The following is a 16,678-nucleotide window of genomic DNA, read 5'->3' on the forward strand; positions in this document are numbered from 1 at the left end:
ACCGCAGCGGCCGAGGCAGCATCGGCGGCTGCGGAGGCCATCTCGCTTCGTACACGGTTGTCCGACTTTCTCAATGGGTGCCATGGGTTGCTGCCCGGCCCTGCGCCCTGGGATTGAGGCCCAGGGCGCCTGATTCGGGCTCGGACTGGACGATCACGCCGTCGCTGGCGCGGGTGTTGACGCGCGCCGCCCAGCCGCCCTCCACAGCCCCGCCGCCGAGGCTCTCCAACACACTCCCTAAGCTACTTAGCAGCATTGACCAATGCGTCGGCGAAGGAGACCGGCCGTGGCCCCAACCGCACCCCGCCCACAATCCGCCCCCCCAGCCTTGCGGCCGGACGGAGGCACCGCTCGCACAGGGGCCCTCCTGCACACCCGGCGGCGGGCGGCAGGCCTGATCGCGGCCGGCCTTCTGCTGGCCGCCTGCGGGACGAGCACGACGTCCGGCCCGTCGGCTGCCAAAACGGCCGGATCGGGCACCCGCCAGGCCCTGACCGAGTACCCGGCCGGCAAGCGGCCCGCAGCTCCAGTGCTCAGCGGCGCGACGATCACCGGAGACCGGCTGAACCTGGCCGCTCTGCGCGGCAAGGTGATCGTGCTCAATGTGTGGGGATCATGGTGTGCACCGTGCCGGGCCGAGGCGCCCGCCCTGAAGAAGGCGTCCGACGAGACATACGACCTCGGCGTGCGGTTCGTCGGCATCGACACACGCGACAACGACGCGGCGGCACGCGCCTTCGAGCGCACCTACGGCATCACTTATCCCAGCTTCCGCGACCCCGACGGCGAACTGCTCCTGCGCTTCAACGGCCGCATTCCCTTGTCGGCGGTCCCCAGCACCGTGTTCATCGACCGTGACGGGCGGATCGCCGCCCGGATCATCGGCCAGACCACGTACCGCACGCTGCGCGACCTGGCCAAGGACATCGCCACGGAGAACGCAAAGAACAGCGGCGGAGGTGCGGCGCAGTGACACTCGCCGCCGGTGTGGGCGAAACGGTCATGGCAGGTCCGCTCGTCCTCGCACTCCTGCTGGCCCTCGCCGCCGGAGCCCTGTCCTTCTTCTCCCCCTGCTGCCTGCCCCTGGTCCCGGGCTACCTGTCGTACGTCGCCGGAATGTCGGGCGCGGATGCCGCCGACACCGCGAGGCGCACCGTGCGCTGGCGGGTCCTGGCCGGTTGCCTGCTCTTCGTGGTCGGCTTCGCCGCCGTCTTCACCAGCTTCGGCGCGCTGTTCGGCGGAGCTGGCGCCGTCCTGCTGGCGCACCAGCGCACGCTCGGCATCGTGCTGGGCTCGCTCACCATTGTCCTGGGCCTTGTCTTCGCCGGGCTGCTCGACAAACTGCCGCTGGCCGGGTTCAGCTGGCGGCCCTCCTTCCGGCCCGGCGCGGGGCTAGCGGGCGCGCCGCTGCTCGGTGCTCTCTTCGCGATCGGATGGACGCCGTGCATCGGCCCCACCCTGGCCGCCGTCCTGTCCCTGGCCGCCGACAGCGCGAGCGCGGGACGCGGGGCCGCCCTGTCCTTCACCTACAGCCTCGGCCTCGGCATCCCGTTCCTGCTCGCTGCTGCGTCCTTCGACGGGGCCATGCGGCGCTTCACCTGGGCACGGCGGCACGCACGGGCCGTGATGCGCTTCGGAGGAGTGCTGCTGGTAGCGGTGGGCGTGATGCAGGTGACGGGCTGGTGGGGGCAGATGATCGCCCGGCTCCAGACGCTCATCACCGGTTTCCAGCTGCCCCTGTGACGGGCCACAGGCCTGCCCAGGCTGGCACGCCGGCCCGACATAATCTAAATTACTTAGTAGGAGAGTTTTCGGCAGGGCCCACACGCGACCCTCCGCCCGCCAGGAGGTCTTCATGCCCCAGTCCCTGTATCCGCTGCTACTCCTGGCCTGCCCGATCGGCATGGGCCTGATGATGTGGCTGATGCTGCGCGGAGGCTCGCACACACCGCGGCGGAACGATTCCCTCAGGGAGCAGGCCGAGCTGGCCGAGCTGGCCGAGCTGCGCAAGGAAATCGCCGAGATGCGCACCGCCCAGACGCACACCCACCAGCCCTCACGGAACTGACACAGAGACCGACAGCGCCATGGCCGCGGCAGCGATACTGATCGCCGTACTACTCCTCGCGGCTATCTATTACGACATCGCGCGCCTGACCTCGCCCCATCAGAGCCACCTGCCGCCGCTCGCCCGGCTCCGAGGACGGCGTGCGGCTCTTGAGGACGAGGAGCGGTGGTGCGCGGGCCTGCTGCTGCACGGCCGGATCGACGCACGCTCCTACCAGCAGCGCATGAGCAGCCTTGCGCGCGGACATCGGGTCGCACCGTCCAGGCGGACAGACCGGCCGTTGTTACTAATTCTCTTAGTGTCTTAGGATGGCGGCCAGTCGCCGACCGGGAGCCCGCGCATGGTGCTCCCCGGCGCCCGGCCTGCCGGTCGGCGGCCCGATCACGAGGAGCAACCCCTATGCGTACCTGGCCGGCCCGCAGATGGGTCGTGGCAGCAGCGGTCACGGCGATCGCGGCTATCGTCATCGGCGTGCCGACGGGTGTGGTGCAGACCCCCTTCTATACGCGGATGACCCCGGTGCTGTGGTGGAACTACCCGGTCTGGCTGGTCAGCTCCGTACTTGAGGGCCTTCTCGTGGCCTCGTACGTACGCATCGGCCCGGCCGAAGCCCGCGAGACCTCGACGCCTGAACGTCCCCGCACCGCGCGTGCCCTCGGCGCGGGTCTGCTGTCCGCCTTCGCGGTGGGGTGTCCGATCTGCAACAAGCTCGTGGTGCTCGCTCTGGGGGTCAGCGGCGCCCTGGCGTACTTCGCTCCGGTGCAGCCGGTGCTCGCCCTGGCCTCCGTCGCGTTGCTGGTGCACGCGCTGATGAGGCGGCTTCGCACCGAGAAGGTCTGCGAAGTGCCCTCATGAGGGCACTTTCACCGCGTGCAGCCCGCCCGAGTGCGGCCACGCTCCGATCCTTGGCAGCCGCCTCCGTCGGAGGGCTGCTTCTCTACGCTTCGTTCCCGCCGGTCGGATGGTGGTTCCTGGCCCCGCTCGGTCCGGCTCTGCTGATCCTGGCGGTGCGCGGACGGCGGGCCCGGTCCGCCTTCGCTGCGGGTGGCCTCTTCGGCATCGCCTTCTTCGCTCCGCTGATCGTCTGGCTGGCAAATCTCGGACTGGCCCCGTGGCTCGTCCTCACGGCGGTCCAGGCCCTGGTCTTCGCGCTCGCCGCAATGCCTCTGCCCCGCTTGATCGCGCTGCCGGGCTGGCCGCTGTACACCGCCGCGTGGTGGGTGGCCCTGGAGGCGGTACGCGGCCGGGCTCCGCTCGGTGGCTTCCCCTGGGGGCGGCTCGCCTTCGGGCAGGCGGATGCCCCCTATGCCGGCTGGGCCGCAGTCGGCGGCGGCCCAGCCGTCTCCTTCACCGTGGCCCTTTTGGGCTCGCTGCTGGTGTACGGCCTGACAGAGTGGCGCGGCGGCCGTCGGCAGGTCAGCGCGGCCGTATGCCTCGGAGCGGCCGTCCTGATCACCGCTCCGCTCGCCCTCCCCGCCCCGAGCACATCCGGGCCGAGCGCCGTGGTGGCCGTCGTGCAGGGCAATGTCGAACGCGAGCGCACCCTGGAGGAGCAGGCGCGGGTGCGCGGCGTCGCGGAAAACCACGCGCGCGAGACCAAGGCCCTGGCCGACGCCGTACGCCGCGGCGAGGTCCCGCGTCCGGACGTCGTCCTGTGGCCGGAGAACTCCCTCGACGGCGATCCGGAACGCTATCCGGAGTTCGGCGCCCTGGTCGCCGACTCGGTGCGGGAACTGGGCAGTCCCCTCCTGATCGGCGCCATGCTGGAAGCCCCCGACGACCGGGCCTACAACGCCGGCCAGCTGTGGCTGCCCGGCCAGGGCCCGGCCTCCTGGTACGCGAAGCGCCAGCTCGTCCCCTTCGGCGAGTACATCCCGGCACGTTCACTCCTCGGGGGTCTCGGCGCGCTTCAGCTCATCCCCCGCGACCTCCTGCCGGGCACCTCCACGGCCCCGCTGGCCGCGGGGAAGGTGCGGCTCGGCGACGTGATCTGCTACGAGATCGCCTACGACGACCGGGTCCGCGACACCGTACGGGCGGGCGCCAACCTCCTCGTCGTCCAGACGAACAACGCCACCTACGAGCGCGGTCTCCAGGCCGGCCAGTCCGAGCAGCAGCTCGCGATGGCCCGCATCCGCGCGATCGAGTACGGACGCGCGGTCGCCCTCGCCTCGACGAGCGGGGTCAGCGCCATCGTGGGACCGGACGGACAGGTCATGGATCGGCTGGGGACCTGGCGTGCCGGCCATCTGCTGGAGCGCGTACCGCTCTCATCGCGGCTCACCCTCTCCGAGTGGTTCGGCGTATGGCCGGAGGTGCTGCTGGGGACACCCCTCCTCGTCGGCCTGGCGCTTTCCCTGCGTCGCTCGCGGCGCACCGCAACCGCACCTCAGGGCCCTGCTTCCACGCTCGACCATGACCAGCCATTTACTAAACTACTTAGCTGAAATGTCTATAGTGCGGGTATGGAACTCGCCGCACTGCCCAGCCCCTCGACCGGAGTCCTGTACCTGGGTCCGGTCCCGCTGAGGGCGTACGCCTTCTGCATCATCCTGGGCGTCTTCGTCGCCGTATGGCTCGGCGCGCGCCGTTGGGCGGCGCGCGGGGGCAGGAAGGAGACGATCGCCGACATCGCCATCTGGGCGGTGCCCTTCGGGATCATCGGCGGCCGCCTGTACCACGTGATCACCAGCCCGGACGCCTACTTCGGTGCAGGCGGCGAGCCCATCAAAGCCCTGTACATCTGGGAGGGCGGGCTCGGCATCTGGGGCGCGATCGCGCTGGGCGGCTTCGGGGCGTGGATCGGGTGCCGTCGGCACGGGGTCCCGTTCCCCGCGTACGCGGACGCGGTCGCGCCCGGCATCGCCCTCGCGCAGGCCATCGGGCGATGGGGTAACTGGTTCAACCAGGAGCTGTTCGGCCGCCCGACCTCGCTTCCCTGGGGTCTGGAGATCTCTCCCGACAAGCGGCCCGAGGGCTACGAGAACGTGGCGACGTTCCATCCCACCTTCCTCTACGAGTCGCTGTGGGACGTCGGCGTCGCAGTGCTGGTCATCTGGGCGGGCGCCCGCTTCGCCCTGGGTCACGGACGAACCTTCGCTCTGTACGTGGCCGCGTACACCGTCGGCCGGTTCTGGATCGAGTACCTGCGCATCGACGAGGCACAGCATTTCCTGGGGCTCCGGCTGAACAACTGGACCTCGATCGTGGTCTTCGCCGGCGCCGTGACCTACCTGGTGATCTCGGCCCGGCGACACCCGGGCGTGGAGGACATCTCGGCGAGCGACGCTCAAGCGGGCACTCCGAAAGAAGAGAAGGCGAGCGCATGAGCGGCGACAGCCTCAAGACCAACAAGATAAAGATCGGCAAGGTGCACACCCGGTCCGTGCCGAACAGGATCTTCGGATGGTCCCTGTTCTGGCTGAGCCTGGTGGTCATCGTGGTGAACTGGATCGAGGAATTCAGCGACCTGGAAGTGCTTCCCGGCGGCCACTCCGTGTTCTACCTCGCGGGCGGTGTTGTCGCGGCCGTCATCGGACTCTGGCGAGCCGGCGTCATGGACGCGAAGTCGTAGGCGCTCCTGGCCTCCGATCCTGCTCACGGCCCATCATCCCGGTGGCTCGGGTGCCTCGGCGCCCGAGCCAGTGGCCAACCGCGTGGACGGGTCGGCCCTGCGCCAAGGTACGGCTAATGGCCGTGGCTCATGACGCTGAGGGAGCGCTCAGGAGGGCGCACCCTGCTCGGCATCTAGACCCTGGCCACGCGCCATGGCACCACCCACGTCCTGGACAAGCAGGACTGCGTGCCCACCTTGACCCAGAGGGCGTGACTGCCGGCACCGCACCGATCCGCGGATCAGATGCGGACAGGCCGTGACCAGCAGGCTGGAGACCATGGAGATGACGCGACCGTCCGGCGGGAAACGCCTGCCCCAAGCTTTCGACTCCGCTCGGGCAGGCGGACCCCCGATCCGGAGACCGCCCGGCGGGCGCGGCGAACTGGTGGCCTGGGGGCACGTGCCGGGTCGAGGCCGCCGCATAGTGCGAAGCCATGAGCCGGGAACCGACGCCCTTAAGGACGGCGTCGTCCCCGTGAGGCCGCCTCGCCCGGCTCATGGCACCGTGGCGGCCAGCCTCGCGGGCGGGAAGGCGGTGCGGTGAGCCTGGACAGTAGAGGGGCGGTGGCCCAGGCGGCACGGCGGCGCACCTTCGCGGTGATCAGCCACCCCGACGCGGGAAAGTCCACGCTCACCGAGGCACTCGCGCTGCACGCCCACGCCATCACGAGGGCGGGCGCGGTGCACGGCAAGACCGGGCGGCGTCGGGTGGCCTCGGACTGGATGGAGATGGAGAAGGTCCGCGGCATCTCGGTCACCGCCGCTGCGCTGCAGTTCGCCCACCGCGGGTGCGTGCTCAACCTGCTGGACGCCCCCGGCCACGCGGACTTCTCCGAGGACACCTACCGCGTCCTTGCCGCAGTGGACTGCGCGGTGATGCTGATCGACGCGGCCAAGGGCCTGGAGGAGCAGACCCGCAAGCTCTTCGACGTCTGCCGCCACTGCGGCATCCCCGTGATCACGTTCGTCAACAAATGGGACCGGCCCGGACGTGAGGCGTTGCAACTGGACGCGATCGAGCGCGAGTTCCGCCTCAGCCCCACCCCGGTCACCTGGCCCGTCGGGGACGCCGGGGATCTGCGCGGTCTGATCGACGTACGAACGCCCGAGCAGATGCTGCGCTATACCCCAGCCCTGGGCGGAGCCCAGGAGGCCGTCGAAGAGGCAATCTCGGCCGATCGGGCGGCGGCCGAGGAGGGCCCGATGTGGGACCAAGCGGTAGAGGAGCTGGAGCTGCTGCGCGCCGCCGACGCCATGCACGACCAGGAGGCGTTCCTGGCGGGCCGGACCACGCCCGTGTTCTTCGGCGCGGCCATATCCAACATCGGCGTACGGCTGCTGCTGGACGCCGTCGTCGATCACGCCCCGTCCCCAGGGCCGCGGGAGCTGGTGGGCGGCGGCACCCGCCCCGTCGACGCGCCGTTCGCGGGGCTGGTGTTCAAGGTGCAGGCGAACATGGCCCCCTCCCACCGCGACCGGATCGCCTTCATACGGGTGTGCTCCGGTGCCTTCGAGCGCGGCATGACCGTCATGAGGGCCGCCACCGGGACGCCGTTCGCCACCAAGTACGCGCACAGCCTCTTCGGCCAGGACCGCTCCACCGTCGACGTCGCCTACCCCGGCGATGTGGTCGGCCTGGTCAACGCCCACGCCCTGCGGGTGGGCGACACCCTCTACGCGGGCCAGGCCGCCGTCTTCCCCCCGATGCCCTCCTTCGCCCCCGAGCACTTCGCCGTCGCCGGGCCCGTCGACGTCAGCCGCTCCAAGCAGTTCCGGCGGAGCATCGCCCAACTGGACGAGGAGGGCGTGGTGCAGGTGCTCGTCTCGGAGCTGCGCGGGGAACAGGCCCCGGTTCTGGCCGCGGTCGGCAGGCACCAAGCCGACACGTTGCACAAGCGCAACCACCGCCGGCATCCCGACTCCGACCGCCCCTGACACGGTCCAGGTTCCCAAGGCCGGATCGACATCGCCACCCATCAGTAGCCCATGAGCAGCCTCGTCCACGGTCGATGTCGGCCGAGCACCGACCGAGCAGGCCCGCAGGGCACGTGATGCGGCATACGCCTTGGCGGGCGACAGGGTCAGGCCTCCCCTGCACGCGCTTCGCCTCCGCTACTCAGCAGTGCCCCGTCGTTGCTGGGTGCGGCTGTGCGGAATTCACGTTGTGCTCCAGGCAGGTCTCTGTCCGCGGATCGGCGTGCGCGTGGTCGTCGACCTGCGGGGTGGCGAGGGCGAGCACGGCGATCCGGTGGTCGGACTGGACCAGCGTCACGCGTAGTGGGGCTTCCGCCCCGTGCGTCAGGACGTATTCATACAGCGCGGGCGTCATCGAGTTGTGGTGCTGTGTACGAGGACTTCGGGTCTCGTGCCAGCCGCACTTGTGCAGGGCTTCGGCCAGCTGTCTGACGGCCTCCTGGGCGGTGGAGTTGCTCGTGTAGGCCATGATGCGGTGCTGTGCCGACGCGCCGCTGTCTCCGCTGTAAGTCCGGGCGATCTGGTCCTCGGCGCCGGTCCCGTCGAACCACTGCGGCGCGCAGTCGCCGGTCGGCACGTATGTGGTGGCGCCGTTACCGGTGGTTGTCGTGCGCCAGTGATAGGCGGCGTTCCAGGGCAGCGCGGACGGGGACAGCAGGTCCGTACGGACCAGGCCGCTGGTGCTGTCCGGTGAGGGCAGGATCGAGGCGGCCGACACAAGTCCGGGGCTGGTCCCCTCTGGGCGATCGGCGGATGTGCCGCCAAGCAGAGGCGGGATGCCCCAGAGACCGAGGGAGAGCAGGGCGGCGCAGCCCGCCGTGGTGACCGCCAGCCGGCGACGGGTCCGGTGGCGGCGTACTCGCTCCTGCACGTCCGCGACACCCCCGCTCACGGAGATCAGAGGCTCGGTGTCGTCGGCGTAGCGCTGGAGCAGTGCGCCGAGGTCGTCCTGTGGGGGACGGCGGGTTTCGTCACTCATGCGGAAAAACCTCCTTCCGGGGCTGGGCGGCGGCCGCGGTACGGCCAGTTCGGGGCGTCGGCGTGTCCGGCGAGTCGGTGAGGTGGGTACTGAGGAGGCGGCGGGCCCGCATGAGTCGTGAGCGTACCGCCGTACTGGTCGATCCTGTCTGACGGGCGACCTCCTCCACCGGCAGATCGAGGAGGTGGTGCAGCACCACCGCGCGCCGCTGTTCGGGGTTGAGGTGCCGCAGCGCGGCGACCAGGGCGACGTGGTCGGGTGCGAGGCCGGGCAGGTCGGGTGGCGGACCGTGCCGGAAGTGGGCGCGGAGCCGGTTGCGGGCCCGGCGCCAGGAACTGACCGCGAGACGCAGGGCGACCGTGCGTACCCACGGTGCCGGATCTCCTTGTGCGACCAACTGCTCCCACCGTGGCCAGGCCCTGGCGTAGGCCTCCTGGACCGCGTCCTCCGCCTCGCCGAGGTCGCCCGTCACGGCGTACACGACGGTGACGAGCCGCTTGACGGTCCCGGCGTAGAAGGTCTCGAAGTCCCTGCGTGCCTCCGGTGATTGCTCCTGGATGTCCGTCATCGCCCCCTCCTGTGACGGCCACTCGCTTCCAAACGGCGGGTCAGCGGAGCAACGAGCTCGGCGACCTCGGGGATGCGCAGCGGGCGCGCCAACACCACGACGGACAGGCCGATGAGGGCGGCGCCGGCCATCAGGCCCGACGCGTCCCCCGCGAGACCGTCACCCAGCCGTTCCGTGAACCAGCCGCTCACCGCGTACGCCAGGGCGGCGCCCGGCAGGCAGGCGACGCCGATGCGCAGGTGCGTGCCGAGGGCCTGCTCAAGGGGGTGGCGAAGTCTGCGGCGCAGCACGAGTGCGGTGCAGCACAGGCCCGCCGTGCAGGCGAGCGCGTACGCGGCCGCGATGCCGGTGACCGCCCAGCGCGCTGAGAGCAGGGCGTACGAGGCTGCGGACGCCCCCGCGTTGACGCCGGCGATGACCAGGGTCAGCAGGAACGGCGTGCGGGTGTCGCCGAGCGCGTAGAAGCCGCGGGAGAGCACGTACTGGGCGGAGAAGGCCGCAAGGCCGGGTGCGAACGCCGCCAGTACCCAGCCGATCGCCCGGGCGTCGGCGTCGCTGACCTGCCCGTACTGGTAGGCGAGGCCGGTGAGTTGGGGTGCGAGCGCCAGGAAGAGGAAGACGGCGGGCACGATCGCCACCGCTGTCGTGCGCAGGGTCCGGGAGAGGCCGGCGGCCACCTGCGCCAGGTCGCCGTCGGTGGCGGCGCGGCTCATCCGCGGCAGCAGCGCGGTGACCAGGGAGACGGTGATGATGCCCTGCGGCACCACCCACAGCTGATAGGCGCTGCTGTACGCGGTATAACCGACGCCCTCCCTGACGCCCTCGGCGACGGCGCGCACCCCGGCGGACGTGGACAGCCGGGTCACCACCCAGTACGCGACCTGGTTGACCAGGACCAGCAGCAGCGTCCACACCGCGGCCCGCACCGGCCGCCCGAGCCCCGATCCGCGCCAGTCGAACCGTGGCCGCCACCGGAATCCGGCCGCGCGCAGCGACGGCAGCAGCGCCAGCGCCTGGACGGCGATGCCCGCCGTGCTGCCCAGGCCGAGCAGGAGCAGCTGGCCGTCCGTGACTTCGCCCGCCGTGCTCGCGGCGCGGGCGATCACCAGGTACAGCCCGAACACCGCGATCACGGTGACGTTGTTGAGGACCGGGGTCCACATCATCGCCCCGAACCGGTCGCGCGCGTTGAGGACCTGGCCGAGCACGGTGAACACGCCGTAGAAGAAGATCTGCGGCAGGCAATAACGGGCGAGCGCGACGGTCAGGTCACGCTGGGCACCCGTGTAGTCGGTGTACGCGGAGACGATCCACGGCGCGGCGAGGACCGCCAGCGTCGTGATCGCGGTCAGAGCGGTCAGGCACAGCGTGAGCAGCCGGTCGGTGTACGCGGCCCCGCCGTCCGCGTGCTCCTTCGCCGCCCGCACCAGCTCCGGCACGAACACCGAGTTCAGCGCCCCGCCGATCAGCAGGATGTAGACGATGTTCGGCACCGTGTTGGCGACGTTGTAGGCATCGCCGAGCAACACCGTACCCAGCGCCGCGACCACGACCGCGCCGCGGACGAACCCGGTGGCCCGCGATGTCAGCGAGCCCAGCATCATCACGGCCCCGCCGCGCAGCCGACGCGCCGAGCCGGCCTTCGGAGCCGCGCCGGTGGCGGCCTCCGCCTGTTCCTGAGCCGTCACGCCCTGTGTCCTCCCCGCCACTCGCGCAACTCAGCGAAATTCCCCGCCACAACCCGGGGCCGCCAGGCGTGCAAGAGACAGGCGGGTCTGTCCCGCCGCCCTCCCGGCGGAGGAGCACGGAACAGATCGAGGAGACCTCCCACATGGCCGTGACAGAGGCGCAGATGTCCGAAACCACCCACACCCGCAGCTACGTGGTGCGCAGCACCACCACCGAGCGGCACCTGGGATATCTGGACTCTCTCCCCGGACAGGCGAGCTTCCTGCAGTACCCGTCCTGGGCCGCGGTGAAGACAGGCTGGAAGGCGGAACGCCTCGGCTGGTTCGACAGCTCCGGACGCCAGTGCGGCGCCGCCCAGGTGCTGTACCGGCCACTGCCCGGAACACGCCGGTACTTCGCCTACCTGCCGGAAGGGCCGGTGCTGGACTGGGCGGACCCACGGCTGCCGCACCTGCTTCAGCCGCTGCTGGACCATCTGAGGTCGGCCGGCGCCTTCGCGGTGCGGATGGGGCCTCCGCTGCCCTACCGCCGCTGGAACGCCGCGACCCTCAAGGCTGCGGTCGGTCCCGGCCGCCGCGTCGGCGACGTCCTGCCGGACCTCGTCGACCCGGTCGGCGCCGCCGTCGCGGACCGGCTGCGGGCGGGCGGATGGCGGCGCTGCGGCGAGGAGGGGAACGCCGGCGACGCACAGCCCCGCTACCTCTTCGAGGTGCCGCTCGCCGGCCGCACCCTCGACGACCTGTGGGCAGGGCTCAACCAGGAATGGCGGCGCAACATAAAGAAGGCGGCGAAGGCCGACGTCGAGCCCTGCGTCGGTACGGCCGACTATCTGCCGGAGTTCTACCGGCTGCTGCAGCTCACCGAGCAGCGCGACGGCTTCCGGCTCGGACGCTCGCTGGAGTACTTCCAGCGCCAGTACCGCGAGCTCAACGCCGAAGAGTCCGGCCGCATGCGGCTGTACCTGGCGTGGCACAACGGGGAGGTGCTCGCCGCCCACACGCTGATATTGGCGGGGCGACGGGCCTGGTACCAGACCGGAGCGTCCGCGGACCACCGCCGCGAGGTGCGGCCGAGCAACGCCCTGCAGTGGCGCATGCTCCGCGACGCGCACACGCTGCGCGCCCAGGTGTACGACATGCGGGGCGTGCCCGACGTACTCGATCCGCAGGAGCGGTCCTTCGGCCTGATGCGCTGGAAGCTCGGCACGGGGGGCCAGGTCGTCGAGACGCTCGGTGAATGGGAGCTGCCACTTGAGGGCGCCGTCAACAAGACCCTGCACCGTGCTATGCAGAAGTATCTGGCACGGCGCTGAGGGCAGCCCCGGGGCGCGCGGATCAGTCATGGGGAAACAGTAGCCGCAAAGTGCTAAGCACTTTAGTACTCTCCCCTGTGCTGCGCCGGGTGAATGGGATTTCAAGGAGCGCTAGACAGGCGCGTCGACAGGCGGGCGCGCGTCCGACAGACTGCACGCCGGTTTATGAGCCCCAGTCCGCCCACCCCGCAGGCGGGAAGGCCTGAGCGCACAGCCGAGGGGGGCTGACCCGTCAGGGTGGCACAGGCAGCACTAGTCGCCGACTCCGCAGCGGCGCATTGTCCACGACGATCCGGCCGCCGCGCACCGAACGGTCTGCCGAACTGCCGAACAGCGGCAGCCCCACGGCAGTGCCACTCGCCTCAGCCCTCCATACCCTGCATACCCTCCATGCCCTTCATGGCGGACTTCTTGCCAGAGGGCGTGACGGCGAACCACTTGTCGTCCTTGCCCTGGCCGTTCATCTGCCCGGCCTTCGTGTCGCCGATGTACCGGTACAGCGGCCAGCCACCGAGGGTGAGCTGCTTCATGCCGTCCGAGCGGTCCACCGAGCCGAGAAGATTCTTCTCCACTCCCATCGCCTGGACGTCGCCCTTGGCCATGACCGGCATCCAAGTGTTCGCGCACTCGCCGGTACACATCGACATGGACGGTTTCGATTGGTCCTTGTCGGAGCGGTAGAGCGTCATGCCCTTGTCGTCGGTGACCATGCTCCCCATGCCGCCGCCCATGTCCTTGGCCATCAGCATGGTGGTCGCGGCCATAGCCATGTCGCCGCTGCCCGAGTCACCGCTGTCGGCCGGCGCGGACGTCGCAGGGGCGGAGCTGGCCGTGGCGACCGGCGCGGCATTACCGGGGCTCGTGCTGGAGGCGTTGTCCGACGAGCTGCCGCAGGCCGCGAGCAGGAGTGTCGAGGCGAGCCCTGCGGCCGCTACGGGAACGGTGCGTTGCCGGTTCACTGAGTTTCCCTTCGTCGGGAGTGACTTCTACTTACTCCCTTAGTACGGCTGGGAACTCTGGTTCTGTTCAGTCACCGGTGACACATGACGGATTCTTGACCTTCGGCGACGTGTCAGGCAGCGCGCCGCCGAACCACTCAACTCAGGTCACGGGCCAGGGCCTCGATGGGATGCAGCCCCTTTCCGAAGCGCATGATCGCCTCCCGGTTCGCCTGCAACTCGCCGTAGGGGAGGTACCGCACCTTCAGGTCCACGACCCGGCTGAAGGCAGGCCGCCGGATCTGGGTACGGACCTCTTCGTCGCGCGCGTCCGGCGCGACCAGGTACATGCCGTGGGCTGCGGCCGGGTCGCCACTGAGTGCCAGGTCGAGCATCCGCACGATGCCGGAGTAGATGGAGGTGGTGTGCTCCACCTCGAAGGCGGCGGCGACCTTGCCCTCGGGCTCCAGCCACAGCACGTCGATGAGGCTGATCGCCTCACCGGCGGGGCCAGCCGCCAGTTCCCGTGGGAGTTTGATGAGGCAGCCGTCCGCGAGTCGCCGACCCTCGTGGTGTCGGTTGCGGTCGTTGGCGGCGATCCACACCTGGAAGCCGAGCGCCCTGCCGAGGTCACGCAGCCACGCCTGCACCTCGGTATGCGAGACATCCTGCCGTTCCGCCTCGGCGCGGGCCTTCTCGGCCTTCGCGTCAGAGCGGACCTGCTCCAGGTCGGCATGCCAGGCGGCCCGGGCCGCCGCCGTGTCGGCGTCGCCGCGCGGTGGAGCGATGTAGCGCCCTGAGCCGAGGTCGAAGAGCAGCCCGGCGACCGCGCCCAGGTCATTGGATAGCAGATTGCGGTGGGCATCGTTGAGAGCCAAGATCCCCTCGCGCATCGCGAGGTACTCGTCCCACTTGCCGAGCTTGACCTTCGCGCCGGTCAGGGCGTTGTAGCCGTTGACGATGGCGGTGTTGAAGGGCGGGGCGATGGTGGGGTGCAGGAAGTAGAGCAGGTTGGCCGCTGCCGGCCCGAGGCCCTTGATGCCGCGTTCCGTGAGCGTGCGTATCGCGCCCAGGACCTGCGCCTCAGTGGTACAGCACCGGCACGTCTCCAGCATTCGGGCGAACGCCAGCTGGTTCTCCCGGTCCTCGTAGATGTCGGGTATGCGCAGCTTCGGCTTCCACAGGAAGGCGTGGTCGGCCCCCTTGAACATCTGCCGCTGCTCCGCGATCGAGCCGACCACCGTCTCCAGCGACGAGCCCTTGTAGGCGACCCCGAAGGTGTCCGCCTCGATCTCCCGCACGACCTGCTCGATCCCGCGCCGGATGGACCGGAAGTTCTTCGTCCGCTCCTCCCACAGGAACCACGTGCGGTACGTACTGCCGGGGTCGTCCCGCCACCGGCGGATGAGGGCGCCGACGGCCTCATGGTCGAGGCCGAGCACGGAGGACGAAGCGGAGGAAGAGGGAGAGATCGCCACAACAGAGCATTGTTGCATCGGACTTGGCGATTCGTCCCGCCGTAGCACACAAATCAGGAGGTCAGCGGCGCCAACTCGCTGAACGTTTTGCCGCCGTCGCGCGACTCGTACACGCCCGTCATCGTCGCCGCGAGGACACGGTCGGCGTTGATCGCGGTCAGCGCCTGGGGCTGTCCGCCTGGCACGGTCGTGAGCTCTTTCCAGGTCTTGCCGCCGTCCGCGCTGCTGCTCAGCTTCCCGGACGTGTCGATGCCGAACAGGGACTTCTCCGCGGGCCAGGACACGAACGCCTGGACGTTCCCGGCGCCCTTGCGGAAGGTACGGCCGCCGTCGGTGCTGGTGACGACGCCCTCTGCCGTGGTGGCCAGCAGCTTGTCGCCGGTCGGGCTCACCGCGAGGTCGAGGGCCTCCAGTGTCGCTCGGTCGTCCCAGTTCTTCAGGTCGCTGCTGACCCGGACGCGGCCGCCCTCGTATCCGTAGACGGTGCCCTTGGCCGAGTCCAGGGAGTGGAAGTCGGCTTCCCCGGACAGCGACCGGGTGGTCCAGGTGCGACCGGCGTCCTTGGTCTCGATCAGTCCGACGTTGGCCGGACGGTCGCTGCCTGGGGCGCCGTGTCCGCTGGCGATGAAGGTGTTCTCGCCGGTAACGGTGAAGCCCATGAAGTCGTCCTTGCGGTCGCCGACGAGCTTCGGTTTCTGTCCCTTGGCGACCGTGTACAGGCCGTTGTGGGTGGCGACGTACACGCGCCCGTCGGCGGGGTCGACGCCCAGCCCGTGCACGTGGGAGAGCGCCTCCGACGATGTCGACGCGGCGGATGACTCGTCCGTGTCCGACGACCCGCCTCCGCAGGCGACGAGGATCGGAAGGGCGGTCGAGGCGCCCGCGATGGCGAGCAGGGAACGGACGGCCGGGCGTGGGTTCACGAAACTTCCAAGGTGGTGGCGCTCAGGGCCTGCTTGCGGCGAAGAACGGCATGGAGTCCAAGGGGACGATCTCCACGTTCTTGCCTGTGCGCGGCGCGTGGATGGCCTTGCCGTTGCCGACGTACATGCCGTTGTGCTGGTTGTCGTTGTACCAGTAGATGATGTCACCCGGCTGCAGATCGGACTTGGCCACCTTGCGGCCGGCGTCGTACTGCTGCTTGACGGTGCGGGGCAGCGAGACGCCCGCAGCGCGCCAGGCGGAGCCGGTCAGGCCCGAGCAGTCGTAGGAGTTGGGTCCGGTGGAGCCCCACTCGTAGGGCTTGCCGAGCTGGGCGTACGCGAACTCGATGGCGGTCTTGGCGCGACCGCTGGCTGGACCGTTGTAGGTGGCAGGCGCGTCACTGGCACCGGCGGCGGCGTCCTCGCGCTTCTGGTCGGCTTCCATCTTGGCGCGCTGAGCCGCGGTCAGGCTGTTGAGGAGTTTGCGGGCCTTGGCGAGCTTGCCCTGGACCTCGTCCTTCTTCTCCTTGGCCTTGGCGCGGGTCTCCTGGATGGCCTTCAGCCGTTTCGCGGCGTCGGCGCGTTCCTGAGCGAGTTCCCGCTGCTTGCTGTGCAGCGCCCGCAGAGCCTCGGCCTGCCGGTCGCTGGTACGCCCCAGCACCTGGGCCTTGTCGAGATACTCGTCCGGATCGCTGGAAAGGAAGAGCTGCACGCTCGGGTCGATGCCGCCTGATCGGTACTGCGCCGCCGCCAATGGGCCAATCTTCTCGCGCAGCTCGTTGATCTCCTGCTGCTTGCGGGCCAGCCGGTCCTGGGTAGCGTCCACCTCGCGCTGCAGCTTCTTCTGCTTCTCCGCGATGCCGTTGTACTCCTCTGTGGGAGCCTCGGCCTCCTCGTACAGCAGCTCCACCTGCTTGCGCACCTCGTCCACCGTCGGCTTCGGCGCCGCCTGGCTCTGCGTCGGCAGGAGGCTGACCGCCCCGGCCGCCACGCCGAGGGTGGCTATTCGGGCACGGCTGGGCGGTTTCGGCCGACGGTGCGTTCCCATCGTGAGCTGACTCCTCTGCGCGTCTGTGGACCGAGCGACGGGTTTTGCCGTCCGGCCGACAATAGTCAGCTTCGGCACTCTCCCG

At 70.0% G+C, this 16,678-nt stretch carries 17 protein-coding genes; 9 read left to right on the forward strand and 8 right to left on the reverse strand.

The window, feature by feature from the left end:
- Nucleotides 1-328 precede the first annotated feature (328 nt).
- The 3 genes from ABZ078_RS21180 to ABZ078_RS21190 all read left to right on the forward strand — a co-directional run bounded on the left by ABZ078_RS21180 (nt 329) and on the right by ABZ078_RS21190 (nt 2,068).
- Complete coding sequence (locus tag ABZ078_RS21180) at nt 329-973, forward strand: TlpA disulfide reductase family protein (protein ID WP_356577339.1); 645 nt, start codon at nt 329-331, stop codon at nt 971-973.
- On the forward strand, nt 970-1,743 hold the full coding sequence (locus ABZ078_RS21185; RefSeq protein WP_189906698.1) for a cytochrome c biogenesis protein CcdA: 774 nt from the start codon (nt 970-972) through the stop codon (nt 1,741-1,743). The genes ABZ078_RS21180 and ABZ078_RS21185 overlap by 4 nt, the downstream gene beginning before the upstream one ends.
- A 112-nt stretch (nt 1,744-1,855) precedes the next feature.
- Nucleotides 1,856-2,068: a hypothetical protein gene (locus ABZ078_RS21190; RefSeq protein ID WP_189906696.1), complete on the forward strand. Its 213-nt coding sequence runs from the start codon at nt 1,856-1,858 to the stop codon at nt 2,066-2,068.
- 49 nt (nt 2,069-2,117) lie between these two features.
- Here the strand turns inward: ABZ078_RS21190 and ABZ078_RS21195 are convergent, their stop codons facing one another.
- Complete coding sequence (locus ABZ078_RS21195) at nt 2,118-2,315, reverse strand: hypothetical protein (RefSeq protein WP_356577341.1); 198 nt, start codon at nt 2,313-2,315, stop codon at nt 2,118-2,120.
- Nucleotides 2,316-2,467: 152 nt separating this feature from the next.
- On the opposite strand from ABZ078_RS21195, the gene ABZ078_RS21200 reads away from it, so the two are divergent.
- From ABZ078_RS21200 to ABZ078_RS21220, 5 genes are all read left to right on the forward strand, one after another.
- Nucleotides 2,468-2,923 (forward strand): hypothetical protein, encoded by a 456-nt coding sequence (locus ABZ078_RS21200; protein ID WP_189906694.1) that lies wholly within the window; start codon nt 2,468-2,470, stop codon nt 2,921-2,923.
- Nucleotides 2,924-2,973: 50 nt separating this feature from the next.
- Entirely contained in the window at nt 2,974-4,515 is a 1,542-nt protein-coding gene (gene lnt / locus ABZ078_RS21205) for an apolipoprotein N-acyltransferase (protein ID WP_356577343.1), read from the forward strand.
- 18 nt (nt 4,516-4,533) lie between these two features.
- A complete protein-coding gene (gene lgt, locus ABZ078_RS21210; protein WP_356577345.1) occupies nt 4,534-5,397 on the forward strand; it encodes a prolipoprotein diacylglyceryl transferase in 864 nt (287 codons plus the stop codon).
- Entirely contained in the window at nt 5,394-5,642 is a 249-nt protein-coding gene (locus ABZ078_RS21215) for a hypothetical protein (protein WP_189906689.1), read from the forward strand. The genes lgt and ABZ078_RS21215 overlap by 4 nt, the downstream gene beginning before the upstream one ends.
- Nucleotides 5,643-6,224: 582 nt before the next feature.
- Nucleotides 6,225-7,619 (forward strand): peptide chain release factor 3, encoded by a 1,395-nt coding sequence (locus tag ABZ078_RS21220; protein ID WP_356577347.1) that lies wholly within the window; start codon nt 6,225-6,227, stop codon nt 7,617-7,619.
- A 181-nt stretch (nt 7,620-7,800) separates the two neighbouring features.
- Here the strand turns inward: ABZ078_RS21220 and ABZ078_RS21225 are convergent, their stop codons facing one another.
- From ABZ078_RS21225 to murJ, 3 genes are read right to left on the reverse strand one after another with little or no spacing between them, the layout of a single operon-like run.
- Entirely contained in the window at nt 7,801-8,637 is an 837-nt protein-coding gene (locus ABZ078_RS21225) for a hypothetical protein (RefSeq protein WP_189906366.1), read from the reverse strand.
- A complete protein-coding gene (locus ABZ078_RS21230) occupies nt 8,630-9,205 on the reverse strand; it encodes a SigE family RNA polymerase sigma factor (RefSeq protein WP_189906364.1) in 576 nt (191 codons plus the stop codon). The genes ABZ078_RS21225 and ABZ078_RS21230 overlap by 8 nt, the downstream gene beginning before the upstream one ends.
- A complete protein-coding gene (murJ, locus tag ABZ078_RS21235) occupies nt 9,202-10,893 on the reverse strand; it encodes a murein biosynthesis integral membrane protein MurJ (protein WP_189906362.1) in 1,692 nt (563 codons plus the stop codon). The genes ABZ078_RS21230 and murJ overlap by 4 nt, the downstream gene beginning before the upstream one ends.
- Nucleotides 10,894-11,036: 143 nt before the next feature.
- Between murJ and ABZ078_RS21240 the strand changes: the two genes are divergently transcribed.
- Nucleotides 11,037-12,206, forward strand: coding sequence for a peptidoglycan bridge formation glycyltransferase FemA/FemB family protein (locus ABZ078_RS21240; RefSeq protein ID WP_356577349.1), 1,170 nt, complete (start codon nt 11,037-11,039; stop codon nt 12,204-12,206).
- 362 nt (nt 12,207-12,568) lie between these two features.
- Here the strand turns inward: ABZ078_RS21240 and ABZ078_RS21245 are convergent, their stop codons facing one another.
- From ABZ078_RS21245 to ABZ078_RS21260, 4 genes are all read right to left on the reverse strand, one after another.
- Nucleotides 12,569-13,165: a hypothetical protein gene (locus ABZ078_RS21245; protein ID WP_356577351.1), complete on the reverse strand. Its 597-nt coding sequence runs from the start codon at nt 13,163-13,165 to the stop codon at nt 12,569-12,571.
- A 137-nt stretch (nt 13,166-13,302) separates the two neighbouring features.
- Nucleotides 13,303-14,622 carry a type II restriction endonuclease gene (locus ABZ078_RS21250; RefSeq protein WP_356577353.1) on the reverse strand — a complete coding sequence of 440 codons (1,320 nt, stop codon included), beginning with the start codon at nt 14,620-14,622 and terminating at the stop codon, nt 13,303-13,305.
- Nucleotides 14,623-14,675: 53 nt separating this feature from the next.
- Complete coding sequence (locus ABZ078_RS21255) at nt 14,676-15,545, reverse strand: F510_1955 family glycosylhydrolase (protein WP_189906349.1); 870 nt, start codon at nt 15,543-15,545, stop codon at nt 14,676-14,678.
- Nucleotides 15,546-15,567: 22 nt separating this feature from the next.
- The gene (locus ABZ078_RS21260) at nt 15,568-16,593 is read right to left on the reverse strand and encodes a C40 family peptidase (protein ID WP_189906347.1); all 1,026 of its coding nucleotides are present in this window, start codon (nt 16,591-16,593) and stop codon (nt 15,568-15,570) included.
- Nucleotides 16,594-16,678: the final 85 nt, after the last annotated feature.

The sequence above is a fragment of the Streptomyces sp. NPDC006385 genome (assembly GCF_040612485.1).
In the GTDB taxonomy this organism is placed as follows: Bacteria; Actinomycetota; Actinomycetes; order Streptomycetales; family Streptomycetaceae; genus Streptomyces.

Coding starts and splice junctions, on each gene's coding strand:
- ABZ078_RS21260 (WP_189906347.1), bottom strand. CDS start 16,593: ATGGGAACGCACCGTCGGCCGAAACCGCCCAGCCGTGCCCGAATAGCC.
- ABZ078_RS21195 (WP_356577341.1), bottom strand. CDS start 2,315: ATGTCCGCGCGCAAGGCTGCTCATGCGCTGCTGGTAGGAGCGTGCGTC.
- ABZ078_RS21200 (WP_189906694.1), top strand. CDS start 2,468: ATGCGTACCTGGCCGGCCCGCAGATGGGTCGTGGCAGCAGCGGTCACG.
- lgt (WP_356577345.1), top strand. CDS start 4,534: ATGGAACTCGCCGCACTGCCCAGCCCCTCGACCGGAGTCCTGTACCTG.
- ABZ078_RS21225 (WP_189906366.1), bottom strand. CDS start 8,637: ATGAGTGACGAAACCCGCCGTCCCCCACAGGACGACCTCGGCGCACTG.
- ABZ078_RS21230 (WP_189906364.1), bottom strand. CDS start 9,205: ATGACGGACATCCAGGAGCAATCACCGGAGGCACGCAGGGACTTCGAG.
- ABZ078_RS21240 (WP_356577349.1), top strand. CDS start 11,037: ATGGCCGTGACAGAGGCGCAGATGTCCGAAACCACCCACACCCGCAGC.
- ABZ078_RS21215 (WP_189906689.1), top strand. CDS start 5,394: ATGAGCGGCGACAGCCTCAAGACCAACAAGATAAAGATCGGCAAGGTG.
- ABZ078_RS21190 (WP_189906696.1), top strand. CDS start 1,856: ATGCCCCAGTCCCTGTATCCGCTGCTACTCCTGGCCTGCCCGATCGGC.